Below are 22,387 nucleotides of genomic sequence, written 5' to 3' on the forward strand. Positions count from 1 at the left end.
AGTAGTTGCCTTAATTATTTAAAAAACTTATTCAGCCCACTGCCAATGAATCGCCAATTGATCCAGCACGGTTTGGGCTTGTGGTTGATGTGACGCATCGCCATCTAGCTTGACTAGCACAACAAACCCATAAGTAGGGTCGTCTTTGCTGCTGACGGTAGCATTGATCTGATGGTGTTGCAGTAATTCACTGACAGCCATCACGGTCGCTTGACGTTTTAGTGCAGGTTTAAATACTTTACCCACTGCCGTTAAAGGTAATGCATCAATCACGTAGATGGCTTTAGGAATCGCCGCTTTTTCACCAATGTTTTGTTGGCAAAATTGCATGAGTTTGTCAGTGTCTAAGCTGACACCCGGCTTAGGGGCAACGAATAAAACAGGTAACTCGCCTGTATAGCTATCAGGCTTACCAATGGCAGCACAGCCGACTACCCCGTCATATTGATAAACCACCTCTTCTATCATTTTTGGGTCAATATTGTGTCCCCCACGGATAATTAACTCTTTTTTTCTACCCGTCAAGAAAAAGTAGCCGTCTGCATCTTGATAGCCCAAATCGCCTGAATTAAACCAAGTTTGATTGTCCGTGTCAGTTACCCAAATTCCTTGATTTTGCTGCGCCAAATAATAGCCGACAAACATATTATCGCCGCGAATACAAATATTGCCCACCTCTTCTGTGTTGGCAACTCGCACAAACTTGCCATTATCATCAAGCATCATCACTTGCATAGGCTGATACGGGAAACGTAGCCCCATTGAACCAATTTTCTTCTCCCCAAATCTTGGATTGGCTGAACTACCACAATTACCTTCAGTCATACCGTACGCTTCAATGATTTGTACCCCTGTTTGTTTTTCAAATTGTTTAAATACTTCTATCGGCATCGGGGCTGCGCCACACAAACAATGCTTTAAACTCGCAATATCATGGTCGCCAACGGGTAGATTTAATAATCCAGCAAACAGCGTGGGCACACCACTAAAAAAACTCACGCGATAATGCGCAATAATCGCCCAAAAATTTGCCATCACCCCATCGCCGCGATAGCCCTCTGGCGAAACCAGCAAAATTTCACCACCCATCGATAACGGTAATAATCCTGTAACCATGACGGCATTGACGTGAAATAAGGGTAGTCCGCACAGCACGACATTGCCCTGATTTAGCATGTCATCACCAAACAATGCGCGTGCCTGTAAGACATTGGCGACTTCATTTTTATGATTACGCATGGCGATTTTGGGCATGCCAGTTGTACCACCGGTTCCAAAGAATGAAGATAGCTCCTCAGGCGCAATCGTACGGGGGTTAATTAATCTATCTTTGGGCTGGTTTGCAATTCCCGTGTAAAAGTCATGATAGGTGATGGTCTCTGGTAATTGCTGTACAAATTCTCTACTTGCATCTGGCAAGGTTATATTAAGTTGATGGGCGAAATGATGAGCCATCGTCACCCCAATGATATGCTGCAAACTTGGGGTAAGCTTGGCAACCGCGACCGCCTTGTCCCAAAGCTGTGGCTTATTATCTTGATTGGGTAATGGCGCAAGCGTGATGAGTAGCGTGGCTTTGACTTCATTTAATAAGCCGGCAATCACAGAAGGTTCAAGCAATGGGTTAATGGGAAAAATAATACCCATTGTCTCACCGCCCCAGATACAAAAATGGGTTTCGGGTAAATTTGGCAATAAAATCGCAATGACCGTATTTTTATCCGCGCCCAATGAATAAAGCATATTGGCGGTTTGACGTATATATGCCAATAAATCCCCATAGCTATAGCTTGTGCTGTTTTGATACTGCGTAGCATTTAACACAAAGGTAAGGGCTTTTTTATCGCTAAACTGAGCTTCGCTATCACATAACATCTGATAGGTGCTGCTAGGCAGGTTTAAAGGAAAATTTTGTTCATACTGTTTAAGGTCGTGCTGATTTTTTATTTGCTGGTTCATCGTATCAAAGTCCTTTTTACGGTTAAATTAAGTATCGCAATACTTTGAAATCATCTCTAGAAATAATACGGTATGTCAGTCAAAAGTTCTGATATTATTTCGTACATATTTGCTACAGTTAGCTGATGTGATGGATAAACTCAGTTAACTCATGAAACTACGGGAAAAAGGATGTTCCGATGATTGTACTATTGGGGCAGGCGCGATGACCGTATCACATGCCAACGATAGCTATTTTTGGGTTGTCAGTCAGTTTAGTCGTATGAGTGTACCACAAGCCTATAAAGCACATACTGTCGCTACAGGTATCCAAGGGGTCGTCAGTATGGTGTTTATCTGGTTATTATCGATTATTCTACTTTAAGTCATACCCTGTCATAAAATAACTTTAGGAAAAGCACCGTGAAAATTGTCATTGCCCCAGATTCATTTAAAGAAAGTCTCACTGCCAGTGAAGTATGTGATGCCATTGAGACAGGATTTGCCACTGTTTTTAAAGAGGCTGACCTCATTAAAATCCCAATGGCAGATGGTGGTGAAGGCACGGCTGCCGCGCTTAAAGAAACGCTGTCTGGCGAATGGCAACGTATCATTGCACATGACCCTTTGATGCGCGCGATTGAGGCAAGCTATGTGCTACTGCCCAATCAAACCGCCATTATCGAGATGGCAAGCTGTGCTGGCTTGCACCTGCTGACACAGTCAGAGCGAGACCCAAGTATCGCTACGACTTATGGCGTGGGTGAAATGCTACTTGATGCGATTGATAAAGGCGCAAAACATATTATCCTGGGTATCGGTGGCAGTGCCACCAATGATGCAGGTACAGGTATGCTAAAGGCCTTGGGTTATCGTTTCTTGGATGCACAGCATCATGAGCTTGCGCAAGGCGGTAAAGCATTAGCGGCATTAGCGTTCATTGATAACCATGCAGTTAACGATAAAATCGCTGATATTAGTATTACTGTCGCCTGTGATGTGACTAATCCATTATGTGGCAAACTCGGTGCTAGCCATGTGTATGCCCCGCAAAAAGGGGCGACGCTAGACGATATCGTTATTTTAGATAATGCCCTTAGCCATTTTGCCAATATTGCCAGCCGTCAAAATTTCCCCGATAATCGTAATGAAGCAGGCGCAGGTGCCGCAGGCGGTTTGGGTTTTGCGTTAATGACGTTTTTATCGGCAACACTGACTGGCGGATTTCAGCTGGTAAGTGAATTTAGTAATCTTAAGCAAATGATTCAGCAAGCAGATTTGGTCATCACCGGTGAAGGGAAGATGGATTTTCAAACCTCCATGGGCAAAGTGGCATCAGGCGTGCTATCACTTGCCAAAGCAGTTAATGTGCCCGTTATCGCCATTTGTGGCGTGGTCGATGACCCACACCGCCATTGGAAAGACGATGGTTTTACAATCGCGATTCCCAGTATTCAAACTTTAGGCTCGCTTGATGAGGCACTTGCTTTAGCAAAACAGAATGTTGAAAAAACTGCCTATAATATCGCGATGGCGATGCACTTGGGTCAACAATTAAACCGTTAATATTTAGCCACATAGTGATAAACCCCGACTTTTGCAATTGGTCACTTAACGCATCAAAGGCGATATCAATGCTTTTTTCAGGTAGTTCTTGCAGGTCTGACAGTTCTCTAAGCGCGTCAAGCGCAGGTTTTGGTACTTTGCTTTTCTTATCAAGCACCTCAATGCAAGCATTCAAGTCTGGTAAGGTTAAAAACTCATTAACGAGCTTCCCTGCCCCAGCATCGCCAATGCCATCCCAAAGCGTTAAAAAGCGAATCCAAGCGAGTTCATCAAGATGGTTGACCGTCACTCTAAGCATACTGATGAGATCTTTAACATGCGCCGCTTCAAGCAATTTGGTACCGCCAATAAACACATACGGGATATTTGCAGCAATGAGTGCGCTTTCCACTTGGCGACCAGAAAACGCAGAACGCAGCAAAATCATATGATGATGCCACGGTGCCCCTTTGTCATAACGTTTTTTTAAGTCACTGACGATAAAGCGAGCTTCATCAAATTCATTTCCAAAGCTGTGTAAAACTGGCTTAATGCCTTCACCGCGATGTGCGGTAAGCCGTTTTTTATAATCAAGCTCGCTTCGATCCAGTAGCCAGTTGGATAAATCCAAGATTTCTTGAGTTGAGCGATAGTTTAAATCGAGTGTGAGCACTTCGGTATCAGGCACGCGCTGTTTAAAGCTATGAATATTTTCAAAGTCTGCTCCACGAAAGCCATAAATCGACTGGGCATCATCCCCAACACAAAATAGCTGCGTGCGTCCAATAAAAGGCTGCAGTAGTAACCATTGCAATGGATTGGTATCTTGCATCTCATCGACGAGCAGATACTTGGTATTTTCAGTGACCCGTTCAAGGAGCCAATCATCGGCATTTAAGTAGCGTGCGACATACTCCAAGATATCATCATAGTCGAGATAATGACGTTCTTGCTTTTGCGCTTCATAGCCTTTCATAACTACTTTGATTTCATCATACGCAGGCTGAAAATCTGGCAGCTGCTTGTATAGCGCGTCTTTAAGTGAGATTTGGGTATTACGCGAGTAGGAATATAAATCAACAAGCTCTTTAGGCTTGGGTAATATCTCACTGATAGTTGGCACAGCTTTGCTGCGTTGGAAGGTGACGGTTTTGCCTGTGGATGTTTGATTAGCCTTAGCCGCTGCCTCTTTAGCACGTTTATCTTCGAGCTTACCGCGTAGCAGTTTGAAGATCATGATTTGATCATCACGGTCGATGACGTTAAAACCTTTTAAGTCAAACACTTTAGGGTAACGACGTAAGATACTTAGACAAAAGGTATGGAAGGTGGAAGCGCGCAGTCCTTCTGCTTGCAATCCTAAATGACTTTCGACACGGGCAACAATCTCGCTAGCCGCACGACGGGTAAAGGTGACGATTTGGATTTCGTTGGCAGGCACACCTTTATCAATCAAATAGGCAGCGCGAGCGACAATGGTCTTGGTTTTACCACTGCCTGCTCCTGCCAACACCAAAGTGTTTTGAGCATTGGTGGTGGCAGCTTTGCGCTGGGCGGGGTTAAGTTCTTCAAGCAAGTTATTGATGGTCATAGTAAAGGAAATTGGCTAATAAGCATTGGTTTAGGCTAGCAAACTATATAGATGTTGTCTAATTATATTCTTAAGGTGTTAGATTAATAAATGACAGTTGAAGGCTTATTCGTATTGGATTTTTGTTCTACTTAATAAATATGTGTTATTTATATTTATTTAAAAAAATATTGAATTTCATTAAATATCCAAATTCACGGTCGGGGTCAGTTTAAAAATTTGTAAAAAATGCGTGGTCACAAAATGGTCACGTTTTGGTCACGGTCTAAATTTTTACAAAAAATTGATTAGTTAAATTAACAAAGCATTTTTAGTAAAAAAATGGGCACAAAGCTTGAAAGCCTTGATACAGGCTGATTTATAGACAATAAAAAAGCCTAACTATTAAGTTAGGCTTTCTTGAATTTGGAGCGGGAAACGAGATTCGAACTCGCGACCCCGACCTTGGCAAGGTCGTGCTCTACCAACTGAGCTATTCCCGCATTAGGTAGTCAACTAGCAATTTTGAATGTTTGTTGCGTTGTTGTGGATGCGTATTATAAGGATTTTTGACACCGCGTCAAGCGTTTTTGCAAAAAAAATTTAAAAAAATACGTTTTTTTAATTTTAACTATTTTTTTATTGCAAAGTAGCTTTTTTATCTGTCTATTCTCTATTAATTTTTTCCTTTCTATCCATAGTTATTAGCTTGTTTTATCACACTCTGAAACACACCACGTATCTATCGTTACGCAATTACTGCAAATCTCAGCAGATTGTTTTTTAATGACTTCGCTATAATGCGTTTAAACTTCCTATTTCTCTTGGTCCTTTTGCTGTATTTGGAGATAACGATAAGATGAAAATTTCACAAAAACTCATGAGGTCAAGTTTGGCGGCATCGGTCATTGCGGTAGGTGCCACCGGTTGCTCGACCACCACTGATACGGGTGCAATTGGCGTCGACCGTAATCAGTTGTTGGTAGTATCCGATCAGCAGGTGCAACAACTTTCCAAACAAGCTTTTCAACAAGAAATTGCCGCCGCCCGTGCCAAAGGGCTGCTTGATACCAATCCGGCACAGTTGGCGCGTTTACAGAAAATTTCTCAGCGTCTGATTGCGCAGACAGGTGCCTATCGCAGCGATGCAAGACAATGGTCTTGGGAAGTGCATGTCATTAAAAGTAATGAGCTCAATGCACACGTATTACCCGGCGGTAAAATTGTCTTTTACTCAGGTATTATCGATCGCTTGAATCTAACCGATGCTGAGATTGCTGCGATTATGGGTCATGAGATGGCGCATGCATTGCGTGAGCATACCCGTGAGCGTCTATCGCGTGACGTGGCGACCCAAACAGGGATTGGTATTGCCGCAAGTGTATTAGGTTTATCTCAAGGTCAGGCGCAGTTAGCAGGCTTAGCTGGGGATTTGGGTATTTCCCGTCCCAATAGCCGTACTCAAGAAACGGAAGCTGATTTGATGGGGCTAGAGTTGATGGCACGGGCAGGTTACGACCCTAATGCAGCAGTTAGCCTATGGCGTAAAATGCAGAGTGCGGGCGGTCGCGGCGAGCCACCTCAGTTTTTAAGTACCCACCCGGTGAGCTCAACACGTATTGCCACTATTCAATCATTATTGCCACGTGTGATGCCGTTGTACCAACAAAGCCGTTACCGTTAATTTTAACTTCGTAAGTCATAAGCCAATATCTAGCTGATATTGGCTTTTTTAGTGAGCAAATTTAGTGATCAAAACCTGGGGTTGATTAAAAATTTGCTTATCCACAATAATCCATTGCCCATCAATTTACTCAACAATTTACCTACCCATCAATTTATCTAGCAAGCCTAACAAGTTGTCAAAAAACCGATTGATTGAAGTTTTTTAAATATCTCAACAGCACAGCGGCATTGTCAGTGGCATAATAAGCGTTTGGTCACAGCTATAGGGTAAATCCATGAATCAGCTTGATATTAATTTGCTAGTCTTGTTCGTCATTTTGGGCTGCGGTATTTTTGTGCACAATCCCACGATTTGGGTCAGTGCGACTGCGCTAATTATCATCAAATTTTTACCCAACAACCAACCTATCTTTTCTTATATTCAACAATATGGACTCAACTTGGGTATTTTGCTGCTCACCATTGCGGTCATTGCGCCTATCGCCTCCGAGCAAGTCAGTAGCAAAGCCTTGATGACCTCTTTTGCCAGTTGGCGCTCATTATTGGCCATCGCTGTGGGATTGCTAGTGACTTGGCTGGGCGCAAGAGGGGTGAATTTAATGAAAGTTGACCCCAATGTGGTCACTGGGCTGATGATTGGCACAGTAGCAGGGGTGGTATTGTTTCGCGGGGTGGCGGTGGGTCCGTTAATTGCCGCCGGGATTTTATCCTTGCTATATTGGTCCAAGTGAGCCATAGCAGCTAGTGAGTCATCAAACATAGAGAAAATTTGAGCGGTATTAACACAAGATTATTTTTGCCAGTCGCACCAATTTGATAGATTAGGCTACCTTAAAACTGTGCTAAAATGGCTAAAATGCGGTAAGTGGTGACCAATTAGGTTTGTCATTGACTTCCCATTTTCGATAAATAAAATCAGTGAACCGAGGACGACATGAGTCAACTTGCTACCCCGATTGCCGATGCCGTGACGGCGCGTTTGCAGACGTTACAGCCCAGTGTCTATCAGCTAGAAAACGAGTCGATGCGCCATGCTGGCTATTTTGAAGGCAAAGAAACCCATTTTAAACTGACCATTGTCAGTGAGGCATTTGCAGGCAAACGCTTGTTACAGCGTCATCAGTTGGTATATGGACTTATCCATGCGTTACTGTCACAAGGCGGTGGGCAAATTCACGCGTTTTCAATTCATGCTTATACACAAGCAGAATGGCAAGCGGTTGGACAATCTCCCGAAAGTCCCAATTGCGCAGGACAAAACGCAGGGTAATATACAGATAAAAAAGAGTGTCAACATAAGCTAAAACCACAGACCTCTTGAGTTAATTTACGCTATATTATTATAAAAAAGGTTGATGTATGAAACACGCACATATGCTGATGGCATTGATTTTAATTGCCTTATTCTTGTGGCAAGCCGTGTTGGTATTTACCGCACCAAAAGGACAAGGCTTGCCAAAATCTGCCAAAATCGGCGCACACCTGATGTATGCCTTGGTGATTTTAACAGGCGCGGTGACGGCGATGCCATTGTTTGGCGCAGGTATAGTGCCGCACTGGTTGATTGCCAAGATGGTATTACTCATTGTTGCCATTTCGGCGACTGTCAAAGCCACGCGCCAGACGACTACGCCCAATCAAGCCAAAATAGGTATGTTGATTGCTTTTATTGCCTATATGGGTATTTTGACGCTGGCGTTTGTTAAACCGCTCAACCTATTTTAAGGCTAAAGCAGTGAACATAAGGGAGTAGGATAATGAAAAAATTAGCTATCTCAATACTTTTAGCGACGGCCGCCACGGCAGGTTTGACAGGGTGTATGACCACGCCTACCCCTGAATACGTATCCGCCAACAATTACCAAAGCTATGACTGTGTTGCGCTTGCCAATGAATACACGCGCCTCAATCAATACATTGATGCCAATGCCAACCAGCGCACAGGCTTGCAAGCTTCAGGCATTGGGATTGGCGTATCGGGCAATCGCCATGGTATTTATCCTACCGTGAGTGTCGGCTTAGGCTCAATCAATGGCGGCAACCGTCATAATCTATCGATTGCTATGGGACAACGTGATGCGATGGTACAAGCCGCTCGGTTGAAACAATGCCCCTTTGCTACCGGCATCAAACTCTATAGCGAAAAATAATTTATCCCATTTTACCCTGTTGAGTATAGAACCCATCTTTCATAGTGAGATGGGTTTTTTTATGGTGAGCCAAATCAGTGGCTGGATTAGGGGTAGTAAGTGTCATTGAATACTTATTGAATATTTTTTTAGCCCAAAGATAATTTTTATTTCGATAAAGATTGTCTCGTTTTAGATTGACAAGTCCATAATTTTTTGATTAATATGTCACATATTGATGGTTCAACACGGTAAAAATTTTAAAAAAATGAATTAAAATGCGTGTGAGAACAATACTTTAAGTCAAGGAATACTTGGGTATTAATCAGTGGGTAAAAATTTTTACTCAGGTAAGCACGAAGTTTTCACTAGCTTTCGTCAATACCTTTAGTAAACACCCCCAAAAAATTGATAGAAAGACACGATAAAAAACACGATAGTAAGGATGCTACTATGACCAAAGACGTGCTAACCCTGCCACGCATTGTAATGGGTGCGAAGTCTGCCAACGCCCCACTCACCCAAAGCTATGATAAAGGACCGGTCACACCACTGATAGAACTGACCATTGGTGATTTTTTCGATCAGATGGTGGAACAAAACCCCGATAAAGAAGCCTTAGTTTCCGCGCACCAAAACATTCGTCTCACCTACCGCGAACTACAGCGTAAAGTCAATCAGCTAGCCAGCAGCATGATTCGTATGGGTCTGCAAAAAGGCGATCGCGTGGGTATTTGGTCACACAACAACGTTGAATGGGTCATCATGCAATTGGCGACTGCCAAAGCCGGTATTATACTGGTCAACATTAACCCCGCTTATCGTATCTTTGAGCTTGAATACGCCATCAACAAAGTCGACTGCCAAGTGCTGGTATTGATGCGCCACTTCAGATCTAGCGACTATGCGGTGATGCTTCAAGAGCTTGCACCTGAAGCGCGTCACCAAAGCTACCAAAATTTAGAGCTCGTGCAATTACCCAATCTCAAACGGGTCATTTGGATTGATAGCCCAGAGTCTACTGAGGATTTTAGCTATATGCAAAAATTCTCAGCGTGGATTGCCGAAGGCGATGCCGATGATCCGGCAGTGGCGGAACGTGCCAAAAAGCTCAACCCCAATAACCCCATCAACATCCAATTTACCAGTGGCACCACAGGCACGCCCAAAGGCGCGACGCTTACCCACCACAATATTTTGAACAACGGTTATTTTATCGGTGAAGCCATGAGCCTCACTGCCGATGACCGTTTGTGTATCCCTGTCCCGCTCTACCATTGTTTTGGCATGGTACTGGGCAACCTTGCCATCTTGACTCACGGTGGCACGATTGTGTATCCCAATGATGGCTTTGACCCCATCAGCGTACTCGAAACCGTGCAAAAAGAACAATGTACAGGTCTGCATGGGGTACCGACCATGTTTATCGCCGAGCTTGACCACCCAGACTTTGCCAATTATGACTTATCGACTTTGCGTACCGGCATCATGGCAGGCTCAAGCTGTCCGATTGAGGTCATGCGCCGCGTGATTGACCAAATGCACATGAAAGAACTCACCATTGCCTATGGCATGACCGAAACATCGCCGGTATCTTGTCAAACCAACCAGCACACGCCACTTGACAAACAAGTCTCAACCGTAGGTCTGGTACAGCCTAACCTAGAAGTCAAAATCGTCAACCCAGAAACGGGTGAAACGCTTGGCATCGGTGAGACAGGTGAGCTGTGTACCAAAGGTTACTCAATCATGCTCGGCTATTGGAATGACACCAATAAAACGGCGGAAGCCATTGTCGATGGCTGGATGTATACCGGTGACTTGGCAACCATGGACGAAGAAGGCTATGTCAAAATCGTCGGACGTAGTAAAGACATGGTGATTCGTGGTGGTGAAAACATTTACCCTGTTGAAATCGAAAACTACCTATATCGCCACCCAAAAATCCGTGACGTCCAAATCGTGGGCGTACCCGACAAAAAATTTGGTGAAGTCCTCGCCGCTTGGATTATCCCCAAAAAAGACAGCAACTTAACCGAACAAGACATCCGTGATTTCTGTAAAGATCACATTGCACACTATAAAGTACCGACTTACATCAAGTTTGTCGACGAGTTCCCAATGACCGTCACGGGTAAAATTCAAAAATTCAAAATCGTGGAAGCGATGAAACAAGAATTGGGACTCTAAATTTTCAACTTCAGCAAAAACTTAACATAAATACAAAGGGTATCTGATAGCAATTTAGCTGCACCCTTTGACAGAATTAGGATTTACAATGACGGTTATCCAAAGTAAATTAAGCCCAAATGGCGCGGAGTTTCAAGCCAATGCCGCTGCCATGCAAACTATCGTTGATGACCTCAAAGCCAAGCTTGCGGTCATTGCTCAGGGCGGTTCAGCGGCTGCACGCGCCAAACATGTGGCTCGGGGTAAGCTATTGCCGCGTGAACGTGTCGAGCGCTTGCTAGATGCCGGTACGCCATTTTTGGAAGTCTCACCGATGGCAGCGTATGGCATGTATGATGCCGATATCCCTGCCGCAGGCGTGATTGCTGGCATTGGTCGTGTCGCTGGCATTGATTGTATGATTGTGTGTAACGATGCCACCGTCAAAGGCGGCACTTACTATCCGATGACGGTCAAAAAACATTTACGGGCGCAAGAAATCGCGCGAGAAAACCGCTTGCCATGTATCTATTTGGTCGACTCTGGCGGCGCGAACTTACCCAACCAAGATGAAGTATTCCCAGATAAAGATCACTTTGGTCGCATCTTCTTTAACCAAGCCAATATGAGCGCCGAAGGCATTCCCCAAATCGCCGTCGTGATGGGTAGCTGTACTGCAGGTGGTGCCTATGTACCCGCCATGAGTGACGAGTCGATTATCGTCAAAGATCAAGGGACGATTTTTTTGGGTGGACCGCCGCTGGTCAAAGCTGCCACAGGTGAAGAAGTGACCGCGGAAGACTTAGGCGGTGGCGATGTGCATACCCGTCTGTCAGGCGTGGTTGACCACCTTGCCCAAAACGATTTGCACGCGTTATCACTGGCGCGCAACATCATCGGCAATTTAAACCAACAAAAAACACCCATCCACCACGCTACCGCGCAAAAAACCCCGCGTCCACCCAAATACGACGCCAAAGAATTGTACGGCATCATCCCAACTGACACCCGTAAGCCCTTTGATATCCGTGAAATCATCGCGCGTATCGTCGATGGCAGTGAGTTTGATGAGTTTAAAGCCCGTTTTGGCACGACGCTGGTGTGTGGTTTTGCGCATATTGAAGGTATGCCAGTGGGTATTATCGCTAACAACGGTATTTTATTTAGCGAATCAGCCCAAAAAGCCACCCATTTTATCGAGCTATGCTGCAAACGTAAAATTCCGCTTGTGTTTCTACAAAATATCACAGGCTTTATGGTGGGGCGCAAATACGAAAATGAAGGGATTGCCCGTCATGGTGCCAAAATGGTGATGGCGGTTGCCAATGCCAAAGTGCCGAAGTTTACTGTGATTGTCGGCGGTTCATTCGGCGCGGGTAACTACGGTATGTGTGGTCGTGCGTACAGTCCACGTTTCTTGTGGATGTGGCCTAATGCACGTATCTCGGTGATGGGTGGCGAGCAAGCGGCGTCGGTATTAGCAACGGTCAAACGCAGCCAGTACCATGCCAAAGGTGAGCACTGGTCAAGCGAGGACGAAGAAGCGTTCAAAGCGCCAGTGCGTCAGCAATTTGATGAGCAAGGTCATCCGTATTATGCCTCGGCTAGACTGTGGGATGATGGCGTGATTGACCCAGCCGATACCCGTCAAGTATTGGCACTCGGCTTAAGTGCGGCCTACAACGCACCGATTGAACACACCACCTTTGGTGTATTTAGAATGTAATTTTCAGCGTGTAAAATCGGAAGTCTTGGTTGGTTGTTCTATCACCATTGAGCAAGCATCAAAAACGCTTCAACTTTACCCAACAAGAAAAAGGAAAAACACGATGAAATTACCGACTTATGACAGCCTACTGTTAGACATTGACCAGCACGTAGCGACCATTACCCTCAATCGCCCAGACAAACGCAATGCCTTTAATGACGATGTCATCCAAGAACTGACCGATGTGTTTCAATTTTGCGCTGCGCAAGACGAAGTGCGTGTGGTGGTATTGACTGCCAATGGCAAAGCCTTTTGTGCCGGGGCAGACCTAAACTGGATGCGCGCGATGGCGGATTATAGCCACGATGAAAACTTGGCAGACGCTGGCAAGCTTGCGCAAATGCTAGCCACCATCTACCACTGTCCAAAACCCACGGTTGCCGCTATTCAAGGCGATGTGTATGCCGGTGGTATGGGTCTAGTCGCCGCTTGTGATATCGCCATTAGCGTCAAAAACGCCAATTTTTGCTTAAGCGAGGTCAAACTTGGCTTGATTCCTGCGACCATTAGCCCGTATGTGATTCGTGCGATGGGTGCACGAGCCGCGCATCGGTACTTCTTAACCGCTGAAGTATTTGATGCCAAAGAAGCCAAAAAAATCGGTTTTATCCATGAGCGGGTGGATGAAGAAGAGTTTACACAAAGCCTTGATAATTTGGTCAAACACTTGGTTAATGCTAGCCCAAACGCTGTTAAAGTGTGTAAAAAACTGGTGCAAGATGTGGCATTTGCGGAGATTGACGAGCAGTTAATCAAAAATACCGTTGCAGGCATTGCTGATATCCGCGCATCTGATGAAGGTAAAGAAGGCGTACAGTCATTTTTGCAAAAACGTAAACCAAGCTGGCTTGAATGACGCAGGTAAAATAACTGAGGTAAAAAGCTGGATTTTATAAGCCAAATTTTATAAGTATGCCAAGTTAGATTCGCGGTGATGCGGTCTTGAAAAAATAAAAAGGGACGATTATGTTTTCAAAAATCTTAATAGCCAACCGGGGTGAGATTGCTTGCCGCGTGGCAGCCACCGCCAAAAAACTGGGCGTGCGTACCGTTGCGGTATATTCAGACGCTGACCGCTTTGCCAAGCACGTAGCCGTGTGTGATGAAGCCATTTATATAGGCGGTTCTGCGCCCAAAGACAGCTACCTGCGTTGGGAGCGCATTTTGGAGGCTGCCAAACAAACAGGCGCACAAGCGATTCACCCTGGCTATGGGTTTTTGAGTGAAAACGACGAATTTGCCCAAGCGTGCGTGGATGCGGGTTTGGTGTTTATCGGTCCCCCTGCGTCTGCCATCACCGCCATGGGTCTTAAAGCCGAGTCCAAACGCTTGATGGAAGCGGCCAATGTACCACTCATTCCAGGGTATCATGGCACCAACCAAGACCCTGATTTTTTACATAGCGAGGCCGACAAAATTGGCTACCCTGTGCTAATCAAAGCCAGCTCTGGTGGCGGCGGCAAAGGGATGCGGTTAGTTGAAAAAACCGAAGATTTTATTGATGCCTTAGGCTCATGTCAACGTGAAGCCATTAGCAGCTTTGGCAATGACAGCGTATTGATTGAAAAATACGCCCTACGTCCCCGCCATATTGAAATTCAAGTCTTTGGCGACAGCCACGGCAACTATGTGTATTTATTTGAGCGTGATTGCTCGGTACAGCGCCGCCATCAAAAAGTGCTCGAAGAAGCCCCTGCCCCCGATGTCAGCGTGGCAATGCGGGAGGCGATGGGCGCAGCGGCGATAGCGGCGGCAAAAGCGGTCAATTATGTGGGGGCGGGTACGGTTGAATTTATCGTAGAGCAACGTGAGTGTTCACCCGAAGATAAATTTGGCGGCATGAATTTCTACTTTATGGAAATGAATACCCGCCTGCAAGTAGAACATCCTGTCACCGAGGCGATTACTGGTACTGACCTTGTCGAGTGGCAACTGCGTATTGCTAGCGGCGAGCCGTTACCAAAACAGCAAGCAGACTTGACCATTAACGGTCATGCGATTGAAGCACGTATCAATGCTGAAAACCCAGACAACAACTTCTTGCCCGCCACAGGTACGCTAAACGTTTACCGCACGCCAACTCACAGCGAGTTTAGGGTGTCAGATGTGCGTATAGATGATGGGGTACGCGAAGGCGATGTCATCAGTCCTTACTATGACTCGATGATTGCCAAACTCATCGTCCATGCGCCAACCCGTGAGCAGGCGCTTGCCAAACTAGACAAAGCCTTATCAGAAACCCGTATTGTCGGTTTGCCAAACAACGTGGCGTTTTTGCGTCACGTGGTGCAATCAGATTCGTTCAAATATGCCAATCTTGATACTGCATTGATTGAACGTGAAAAAGACGTACTGTTTGGGCAGCAGCGTGGTGAGCTACCTTGGCTGGTAGCCACCGCGATTGTCAAAGAGCTTGCCCAAGAAGCGCAAATCCAAAACCACGACCCCTTTAGCAAAACCGATGCATGGCGCGCGTATAGCCAGTATGAGCGTCCGTTTGATTTGGTGTATCACGATAAGCCATTGCGGGCGGTTATCAGCCAAATTAACGAGCAAGCATTTCATCTAACGATTAACACCATTGCCAAAGCGGAAAAACAAGGCGAGGACGTTGTCACGCCCATCTATCAAGGCGATGTTCGTTATTTGCCCACTGCCGATGATACCTTCACGCTATGGCTAAATGACGGAGAAACAGCCGGCAAGCGCCAACAGATGCAGGCATGGCGACATAATGAGCAAGTATATGTGTTCTCAAATCATGCCAGTGATGTCATCACCTTGGTGGATAGCATGGCGCATGTGGGCGAGGAAGCCCAAGATGGCGGTAGCCTCAAATCACCCATGCCAGGTCAAGTGGTGGCGTTTCGGGTCAATGTGGGCGATGAAGTAAAAAAAGGTCAAGCCTTGGCAGTGATTGAAGCGATGAAAATTGAGCATACCATCAATGCCCCTAGTGATGGTACGGTGGCAGAGTTGCTGTTTAAAGCAGGGGATTTGGTATCCGATGGCGATGAGCTATTAAAACTTGATACGGGCAGCCAATCATGAACTATCCAAATTTTGTCAAAATCATCGACGTGGGCGCAAGAGACGGACTACAAAACGAAAAACAAACTGTGCCAAGCGACGTCAAAATCGAGTTGATTAACGGCTTGATTGATGCAGGGGTGCGCAAGCTTGAAGCCACCAGTTTTGTGTCGCCAAAGTGGGTACCACAAATGGCGGACAATGATGCCGTATTAAACGGCATTAGCAAACGCGATGACGTGGTATATTCGGTGCTGACACCCAATATGAAAGGCTTTGATGCCGCCCTTGCCCATCGTGACCAATTTGCCAATTATGAGGTGGTGATTTTTGGCTCAGCGAGTGAAGCTTTTAGCCAAAAAAATATCAACTGTAGCATCGCTGAGAGTATCGAGCGTTTTGCCTCGGTGGCTTACGCCGCCAAAGCGCATGGTATCAAAGTGCGCGGCGTCATCTCTTGTACCGTGGGCTGCCCGTATGAAGGCGATATTTCAGCCGATAAAGTCGCCTATGTGACAGAAAAACTCGTTGCCATTGGCGCTGAACATATTGGTATTGCTGACACCATCGGCGTGGGCACACCTATCATGGTGCAAAAAGCGTTGGATGCTGCCTTGCGTTATATTGACATTGACAATATCTCTGGGCATTTTCACGACACCTATGGTCAAGCGCTTAGCAATACTTTAGCGGCATTACAAATGGGTGTTTGGCAGTTTGATACCTCGGTAGCAGGGCTTGGCGGTTGTCCGTATGCCAAAGGCGCAACCGGCAATGTTGCCACTGAAGATGTGGTATATCTGCTACATGGCATGGGCATTGAAACGGGCATTGACCTCGACAAACTGGTCGATGTCGGACAAAAAATCAGCGCGTTTTTGGGCAGACAAAACGGCTCAAAGGTGGCAACAGCGATTTTAAATAAACGTAAATCTTTAACAGTCAGTTAATAAACAAGGAATGACTATGAACCTAGGACTCGATTACCAACTTGGCGATGACATCAACGCCCTACGCGAAACCGTCAGAGCCTTTGCTGATGCTGAAATCGCCCCACGCGCTGCCGAGCTTGACCGCACCGACCAATTCCCGATGGACTTGTGGCAAAAAATGGGTGAGCTTGGGCTGCATGGCATCACCGTACCCGAAACTTACGGCGGCGTGGACATGGGCTATGTGGCGCACATGGTCGCCATGGAAGAAATCAGCCGCGCATCAGGCTCAGTGGCGCTAAGCTATGGGGCACACTCCAACTTATGTATCAACCAAATCAAACGCAACGGCACAGAAGCCCAAAAACAAAAATACTTGCCAAAACTCATCAGCGGTGAATTCATTGGTGCCTTGGCGATGAGTGAGCCCGGTGCCGGCTCAGACGTGACCAGCATGAAACTACGTGCCGAAGACAAAGGTGGCGTATATGTATTAAACGGCTCAAAAATGTGGATTACCAATGGACCGGATGCCGATGTGATGGTGGTGTATGCCAAAACCAACCCAGAGCTTGGGGCAAAAGGTATCACCGCGTTTTTGGTAGAAAAAGGCATGAAAGGCTTTTATACTGCGCAAAAACTTGACAAACTCGGTATGCGCGGCAGCCACACAGGCGAGATGGTGTTTGACAATGTCGAAGTCCCAAGCGACAACATTTTGGGTGGTCTTAACAACGGCGTTAAAGTATTGATGAGTGGCTTGGACTACGAGCGTGCGGTACTTGCCGCAGGTCCTATCGGGCTGATGCAAGCGGTGATGGACAATGTCATTCCCTACATCCACGACCGCAAGCAATTTGGTCAAGCCATCGGTGAATTCCAGTTGATTCAAGGTAAAGTGGCGGACATGTACACCACCTTACAGGCAGGACGCAGCTTTCTTTACACCGTGGGCAAAAACTTGGATATGCTAGGCTCAGACCATGTGCGCCAAGTACGTAAAGACTGCGCCAGCGTAATTTTGTGGACAGCGGAAAAAGCCACTTGGATGGCAGGAGAAGGTATCCAAATCTTCGGCGGCAATGGCTATACCAACGAGTACCCACTAGGGCGTATTTGGCGTGATGCCAAGCTATATGAGATTGGCGCAGGTACTAGCGAGGTACGGCGTATGCTGATTGGTCGTGAGCTGTTCAACGAAACCGCTTAATTGATTAGCTTTGTCAGCACCAGCCCTAGCTAAAACTAGGGCTTTTTTATTATATTGTCAAAATAGGTTGTCAAAATCCGCCTGATCAGCTGTGCGCTATGTTAAGGTTGATTGTAAAATCGCTTGGTATTGCGCCGGTTTGAGACGGGGTCCGAACTGCTGAATGATTTGGCTTGCAACGCTACTGGCTAATTTGCCACAATCTGCCAACGCATGACCGTGCGATAGCGCGTATAAAAAACTGCCCGCAAAATTATCCCCTGCGCCATTGGTATCTAGCACTTGATCAACGGCTAGCGATGCCACATCAATCAGTTTTGTTTCACGTGAAACATCGTCTCGCACGGCAATGATTGACCCTGCTGCACCATTAGTCACCACTGCCATATTGGCAACTGACAATAACGCTGATGCCGCTTGTGAGTGACTGCTTTGGTTGGTAAATAGCTGCGCTTCATCGCAGTTACAAAACACCGCATCCACGCCACCTTCTAGCATGACATCAAGTCCTTCGCGACCAAACTTGACCACGGCAGGGTCGGCAAAACTGACCGCGATTTTAGCGCCTTTGGCTTTGGCTTGTTGTTTTAGCTGAGCAATCGCCTGTTGTGCTGAGGGTGACATGGCAAGATAACCTTCAAGATACAACCAATCAGCATCATTGAGCGCATCAAAGTCAATATCGGTTTCACTGATTTCTGCTGAAGTGCCCAAATGTGTTTGCATGGTGCGCTCGCCATCTGGGGTCACCATCACCATACAGCTACCTGTGGTACCATCAGCAAATGACTTGGTAGATGTCTTGATACCTGCGGCATTTAAATCAGCCAAATAAAAACGCCCTGCCTCGTCTTCGCCTACTCGGCAAGCGTAAAAAGTATCGCTACCGAGGCTTGCAGCGGCATAGATACTGTTGGCAGCCGAGCCGCCACCGGCTTGTTTAGTCGCGGTGATATTTTGCGTGGTGAGCGAGGCGATGAGGTCAGCTTGCTCACTGTGACTGGCTAGGGTCATGTTGCCTTTGGTCAAGCCTGTGGCGTGAAGCTGTGCATCAGTGACGACAAATTCACTGTCGACTAACGCATTGCCGATGGCGACGATTTTTGCCATTGTGGTTCCTTTTTAACGATTTTGGAAAAAATAGATGAGTTAAATTCAACGTGGTGTCATTGTAAATTAAAACTGTCAAAGTTAATATCTGAAAATTGGCTAACACGGGCAAATGAGTGGCGCTGTATTATCTGTAGTATCTGTAGTATCTGTGTTTTTTTGCCTTTATAAAGCAGGTTTTGACCCCATTTAACTCAAAATAAATCCGACAAAACTGCTATACTTTCTGTTTTTTTACAGTTGGTTTTGCTGATAAATTCTGACAAATATTATGATGACACACAGGTAACTTCATGCCCGCAACTTCTCACGACTCTACTTTAGATTTGACCCTGCACCCTGCTTTTACCCTACGCTCTCATGAGCGCATCGATGCGCTATCGCTTGATGTGCTGGTGAGCGAGCATAACGCCACTGGGTTGATTCATTATCACCTCGCCCACCCGAGTGATGAAAATGCCTTTATGATTGGCTTTCGCACCCAGCCGATGACCGACCGCGGTGAGGCGCATATTTTGGAGCATACCAGTCTATGTGGCTCTGAAAAATATCCCGTGCGCGACCCGTTTTTTAGCATGATTAAGCGGTCGCTCAATACGTTTATGAATGCGTTTACCGCGGCAGATTGGACGGCGTATCCGTTTGCCACCCAAAACCGTCAAGATTATTTTAACTTGTTGTCGGTGTACCTAGATGCGACATTTTTCCCAAGTTTAAATCCGCTCGATTTTGCCCAAGAAGGGATTCGTGTGGAGCTTGATGATGACGGCAAACCACAGTATAAAGGCATTGTATTTAATGAAATGAAAGGCGCGATGAGTGGCGAGATTGACCAGTTGTATCATACGCTGGCGCGTCATTTATTCCCCACAACCACTTATCACTACAATTCTGGCGGTGAGCCCGCTGCCATTACCGAGCTGACTCATGCTGATTTGGTCAAGTTTCATCAAAGTCACTATCACCCAAGCAATGCGGTGGTGATGAGCTTTGGCAATATCCCTGTGGCAGAGACCCAAGCCCGTATCCATGAGGATGCATTGGCGGTGTCAGGCAAAGCGTTTGCTAAAGGGCAAAAACACGCCTCACGACTCGAAGAATCATTGACCGCGCCAATCAGCGTGACGGACACTTACAGTGTCGATACGGTGAAACCCAAACAAACCCATCACGTCATGGCATGGTTATTACCATCGATTTTAGACGGTAAACAGCGCCTGGCTATGCGATTACTTGAAGGCGTATTGGTTGAACATGCAGGTTCGCCGCTGCGGGCGTATCTTGATAGCCATCCGCTGGCATCTGCCCCAACGCCGCTACTGGGCTTGGATGACAGCCATTATCAGATGGTGTTTTATGCCGGGGTTCGTGGCTCTGAGCCTGAGCATGGCGATGCCATTGAGCAAGGAATTTTGGACTTACTCAAACAAGTGGCGGACCAGCCTGTGGACAGTGAAGCGATTGAAACCATTTTGCACCAAATCGAAATCGACCAACGTCATATCGGTGGCGATAGTATGCCATATGGTCTAAATTTGATGCTTGAAGGCTTTAGTACTGCTATCCACGACGGTGACCCCATGCATGTGTGGGACATCGATGAAAACCTAAACTGGCTACGTGAACAAGTACAAAATCCTGATTTTATCGCCGATTTGATTCGCAGCTTTTTGCTCGACAATCCGCATCGCGTGCGTTTGACACTCATCCCTGATGCGAGCAAATCTGAGCAACAAGCCAAGGATGAGCAAGCCAAACTTGACACCATCGCAGCGGCACTGACCGATGACACGCGTAATGCGCTCATCAGCCAAGCCAAAGCCCTTGCCGAACGCCAAGCTACGCCTGATGATGTGGATTTGCTACCCAAAGTGGGATTGGTGGATATTCCTGCCCAAATTCAATTTAAAACAGGTACAAAACGCGATATCACTTTAAGTGGTGTGCCAAGTACGTTGTATGAATATGAAGCAGGCACCAATGGTCTGTACTATTATCAAGTGATTATGCCCCTAGAGGGTCATGAAGCGCTCATCAATCACTCAGATTTACCAACGTATCTGAGCTTGATCAGCGAAGTGGGCACGTGCAAACACGATGCCTTGGCATTTCAAGCGCGGCAAGCACGCCATTCAAGCGGTGTGACGGTCAGAATCAGCCAGCGCACGTCACCTGACAATCCCGAAAAAATGGATAGCTTCTTGGTGGTCGCTACCCGCTCATTGTCACGTAAATTTGAAGCGATTGAGCTGCTTAAAGAAGTACTCAACGACACTATTTTTACCGAATATGCGCGGATGGAAGAGCTACTGACCCAAAAACAAATGGGCTGGCAATCGCGCCTTGCCAATGCAGGTCATGCGTATGCCATGCAAACAGCGAGCCGTAACACCAGTAAAATCGCCCGTCTTGAATATGTACGCGGTGGTTTGCCTGCATTAAATAGCTTAACTGAATTTTTGCAGCAAGCGGAGCAAGATAGCAGTGCGTGGCAAAAGCTGGGAGAGCGCTTAGCCAATTTACATCGCTACATCAAAGCCCTGCCAAAACAAGCACTTATCATCGCCGAAGCAGAGGTATTACCGACGCTGCAGCAAGCAATTAGCGAGAGCTGGCAAACGCCTGTTGAAGAGCCTACCGCTACCTTAATCGAATCGCCCATTACCACTGACGGTAGCGATATCGCGTGGCTTGCGCAAACCAATGTATTTCATCATGCGCTTGTCTTTGATGCGGTGCCGACCAACCATCCCGATGCCCCTGCCTTGATGGTGCTGTCAAGCGTGCTACGCAACAACTATCTGCATCGTACCATTCGTGAGCAAGGCGGCGCGTATGGCGGCGGCGCCAGCTATGATAGTAACGCTTGCTCTTTCAAGTTTTATAGCTACCGTGACCCGCGTGACCAAGCCACGTTTGATGATTTTTTGGGTAGTATTGATTGGTTACTCGCGCAAACTACAGGCGAAAAAACCGATGCTTGGATTGAAGAAGCGATTTTAGGATTGATGGCAGGCATGGATAAGCCCGCAAGCCCGGCGGGTGAAGCGGTCAAGGCGCTGTTTGCTGAGTTACATGGTCGCGGCAAAGACTGGCAACAAGCAATGCGTGCCAAAATCTTGGCGGTCAGCCTTGATGACTTACAGCGGGTGACAACCACCTACCTCAAAGACAAGCCTTACACACGCGCAAGCCTTGCACCGTTTGATAAAGCTGAACTCATGCAAAAAATGGGTTTTCAGATTGAAAAAGTGCTATAACAAACGTAATAATAAAATTAATCATCTTAATAAAAAAGGC

16 protein-coding genes, 1 tRNA gene and 1 pseudogene are annotated in these 22,387 nt (G+C 46.4%); 14 read left to right on the plus strand and 4 right to left on the minus strand.

Translation table 11 applies throughout. The annotated features are described in order from the left end of the window. Positions 1-27: 27 nt before the first annotated feature. On the minus strand, positions 28-1,959 hold the full coding sequence (locus RTS09_RS03075) for an acyl-CoA synthetase (protein ID WP_312534230.1): 1,932 nt from the start codon (positions 1,957-1,959) through the stop codon (positions 28-30). A 151-nt stretch (positions 1,960-2,110) separates the two neighbouring features. Here RTS09_RS03075 and RTS09_RS03080 point away from each other — a divergent pair, with 151 nt between their 5' ends. Both RTS09_RS03080 and RTS09_RS03085 read left to right on the plus strand, forming a co-directional pair. Then, the gene (locus RTS09_RS03080) at positions 2,111-2,323 is read left to right on the plus strand and encodes a GntT/GntP/DsdX family permease (protein ID WP_159676802.1); all 213 of its coding nucleotides are present in this window, start codon (positions 2,111-2,113) and stop codon (positions 2,321-2,323) included. Between the two features lie 38 nt (positions 2,324-2,361). Next, positions 2,362-3,504 carry a glycerate kinase gene (locus RTS09_RS03085; protein ID WP_312534231.1) on the plus strand — a complete coding sequence of 381 codons (1,143 nt, stop codon included), beginning with the start codon at positions 2,362-2,364 and terminating at the stop codon, positions 3,502-3,504. A 25-nt stretch (positions 3,505-3,529) separates the two neighbouring features. Here RTS09_RS03085 and RTS09_RS03090 read toward each other — a convergent pair. Further along, positions 3,530-5,074 (minus strand): annotated as a pseudogene (locus tag RTS09_RS03090) (ATP-dependent helicase); the annotation flags it as partial. A 406-nt stretch (positions 5,075-5,480) separates the two neighbouring features. After that, positions 5,481-5,556: transfer RNA gene (locus RTS09_RS03095), tRNA-Gly, on the minus strand. A 377-nt stretch (positions 5,557-5,933) separates the two neighbouring features. Between RTS09_RS03095 and RTS09_RS03100 the strand changes: the two genes are divergently transcribed. From RTS09_RS03100 to RTS09_RS03150, 11 genes are all read left to right on the plus strand, one after another. Next, positions 5,934-6,737, plus strand: a complete 804-nt coding sequence (locus RTS09_RS03100; protein ID WP_227522705.1) for a M48 family metallopeptidase — start codon at positions 5,934-5,936, stop codon at positions 6,735-6,737. A 277-nt stretch (positions 6,738-7,014) separates the two neighbouring features. Next, positions 7,015-7,470, plus strand: a complete 456-nt coding sequence (locus RTS09_RS03105; RefSeq protein WP_007116215.1) for a DUF441 domain-containing protein — start codon at positions 7,015-7,017, stop codon at positions 7,468-7,470. 203 nt (positions 7,471-7,673) lie between these two features. Beyond that, on the plus strand, positions 7,674-8,009 hold the full coding sequence (locus tag RTS09_RS03110) for a BolA family protein (protein WP_284034896.1): 336 nt from the start codon (positions 7,674-7,676) through the stop codon (positions 8,007-8,009). A gap of 89 nt (positions 8,010-8,098) precedes the next feature. Beyond that, positions 8,099-8,464 (plus strand): SirB2 family protein, encoded by a 366-nt coding sequence (locus tag RTS09_RS03115; RefSeq protein ID WP_076775523.1) that lies wholly within the window; start codon positions 8,099-8,101, stop codon positions 8,462-8,464. Between the two features lie 32 nt (positions 8,465-8,496). Next, complete coding sequence (locus RTS09_RS03120; RefSeq protein WP_312534232.1) at positions 8,497-8,889, plus strand: hypothetical protein; 393 nt, start codon at positions 8,497-8,499, stop codon at positions 8,887-8,889. Positions 8,890-9,357: 468 nt separating this feature from the next. Then, positions 9,358-11,058: an AMP-binding protein gene (locus RTS09_RS03125; protein ID WP_312534392.1), complete on the plus strand. Its 1,701-nt coding sequence runs from the start codon at positions 9,358-9,360 to the stop codon at positions 11,056-11,058. Between the two features lie 88 nt (positions 11,059-11,146). Continuing rightward, complete coding sequence (locus RTS09_RS03130; protein ID WP_312534234.1) at positions 11,147-12,763, plus strand: carboxyl transferase domain-containing protein; 1,617 nt, start codon at positions 11,147-11,149, stop codon at positions 12,761-12,763. A gap of 103 nt (positions 12,764-12,866) precedes the next feature. Further along, a complete protein-coding gene (locus tag RTS09_RS03135) occupies positions 12,867-13,661 on the plus strand; it encodes an enoyl-CoA hydratase/isomerase family protein (RefSeq protein ID WP_007116221.1) in 795 nt (264 codons plus the stop codon). Between the two features lie 110 nt (positions 13,662-13,771). Further along, positions 13,772-15,856 (plus strand): acetyl/propionyl/methylcrotonyl-CoA carboxylase subunit alpha, encoded by a 2,085-nt coding sequence (locus RTS09_RS03140; RefSeq protein WP_312534237.1) that lies wholly within the window; start codon positions 13,772-13,774, stop codon positions 15,854-15,856. Continuing rightward, positions 15,853-16,785: a hydroxymethylglutaryl-CoA lyase gene (locus RTS09_RS03145; protein WP_312534239.1), complete on the plus strand. Its 933-nt coding sequence runs from the start codon at positions 15,853-15,855 to the stop codon at positions 16,783-16,785. The genes RTS09_RS03140 and RTS09_RS03145 overlap by 4 nt, the downstream gene beginning before the upstream one ends. A gap of 16 nt (positions 16,786-16,801) precedes the next feature. Further along, positions 16,802-17,977: an isovaleryl-CoA dehydrogenase gene (locus tag RTS09_RS03150; protein WP_203171203.1), complete on the plus strand. Its 1,176-nt coding sequence runs from the start codon at positions 16,802-16,804 to the stop codon at positions 17,975-17,977. 96 nt (positions 17,978-18,073) lie between these two features. On the opposite strand, the gene RTS09_RS03155 is transcribed toward RTS09_RS03150, so the two are convergent. Next, on the minus strand, positions 18,074-19,087 hold the full coding sequence (locus tag RTS09_RS03155; RefSeq protein WP_312534241.1) for an adenosine kinase: 1,014 nt from the start codon (positions 19,085-19,087) through the stop codon (positions 18,074-18,076). Positions 19,088-19,380: 293 nt separating this feature from the next. On the opposite strand from RTS09_RS03155, the gene RTS09_RS03160 reads away from it, so the two are divergent. Further along, positions 19,381-22,347, plus strand: coding sequence for an insulinase family protein (locus RTS09_RS03160; RefSeq protein ID WP_312534243.1), 2,967 nt, complete (start codon positions 19,381-19,383; stop codon positions 22,345-22,347). Positions 22,348-22,387 lie beyond the last annotated feature (40 nt).

It is taken from the genome of Moraxella sp. CTOTU47618, from assembly GCF_032017425.1.
GTDB lineage: Bacteria > Pseudomonadota > Gammaproteobacteria > Pseudomonadales > Moraxellaceae > Faucicola > Faucicola tetraodonis.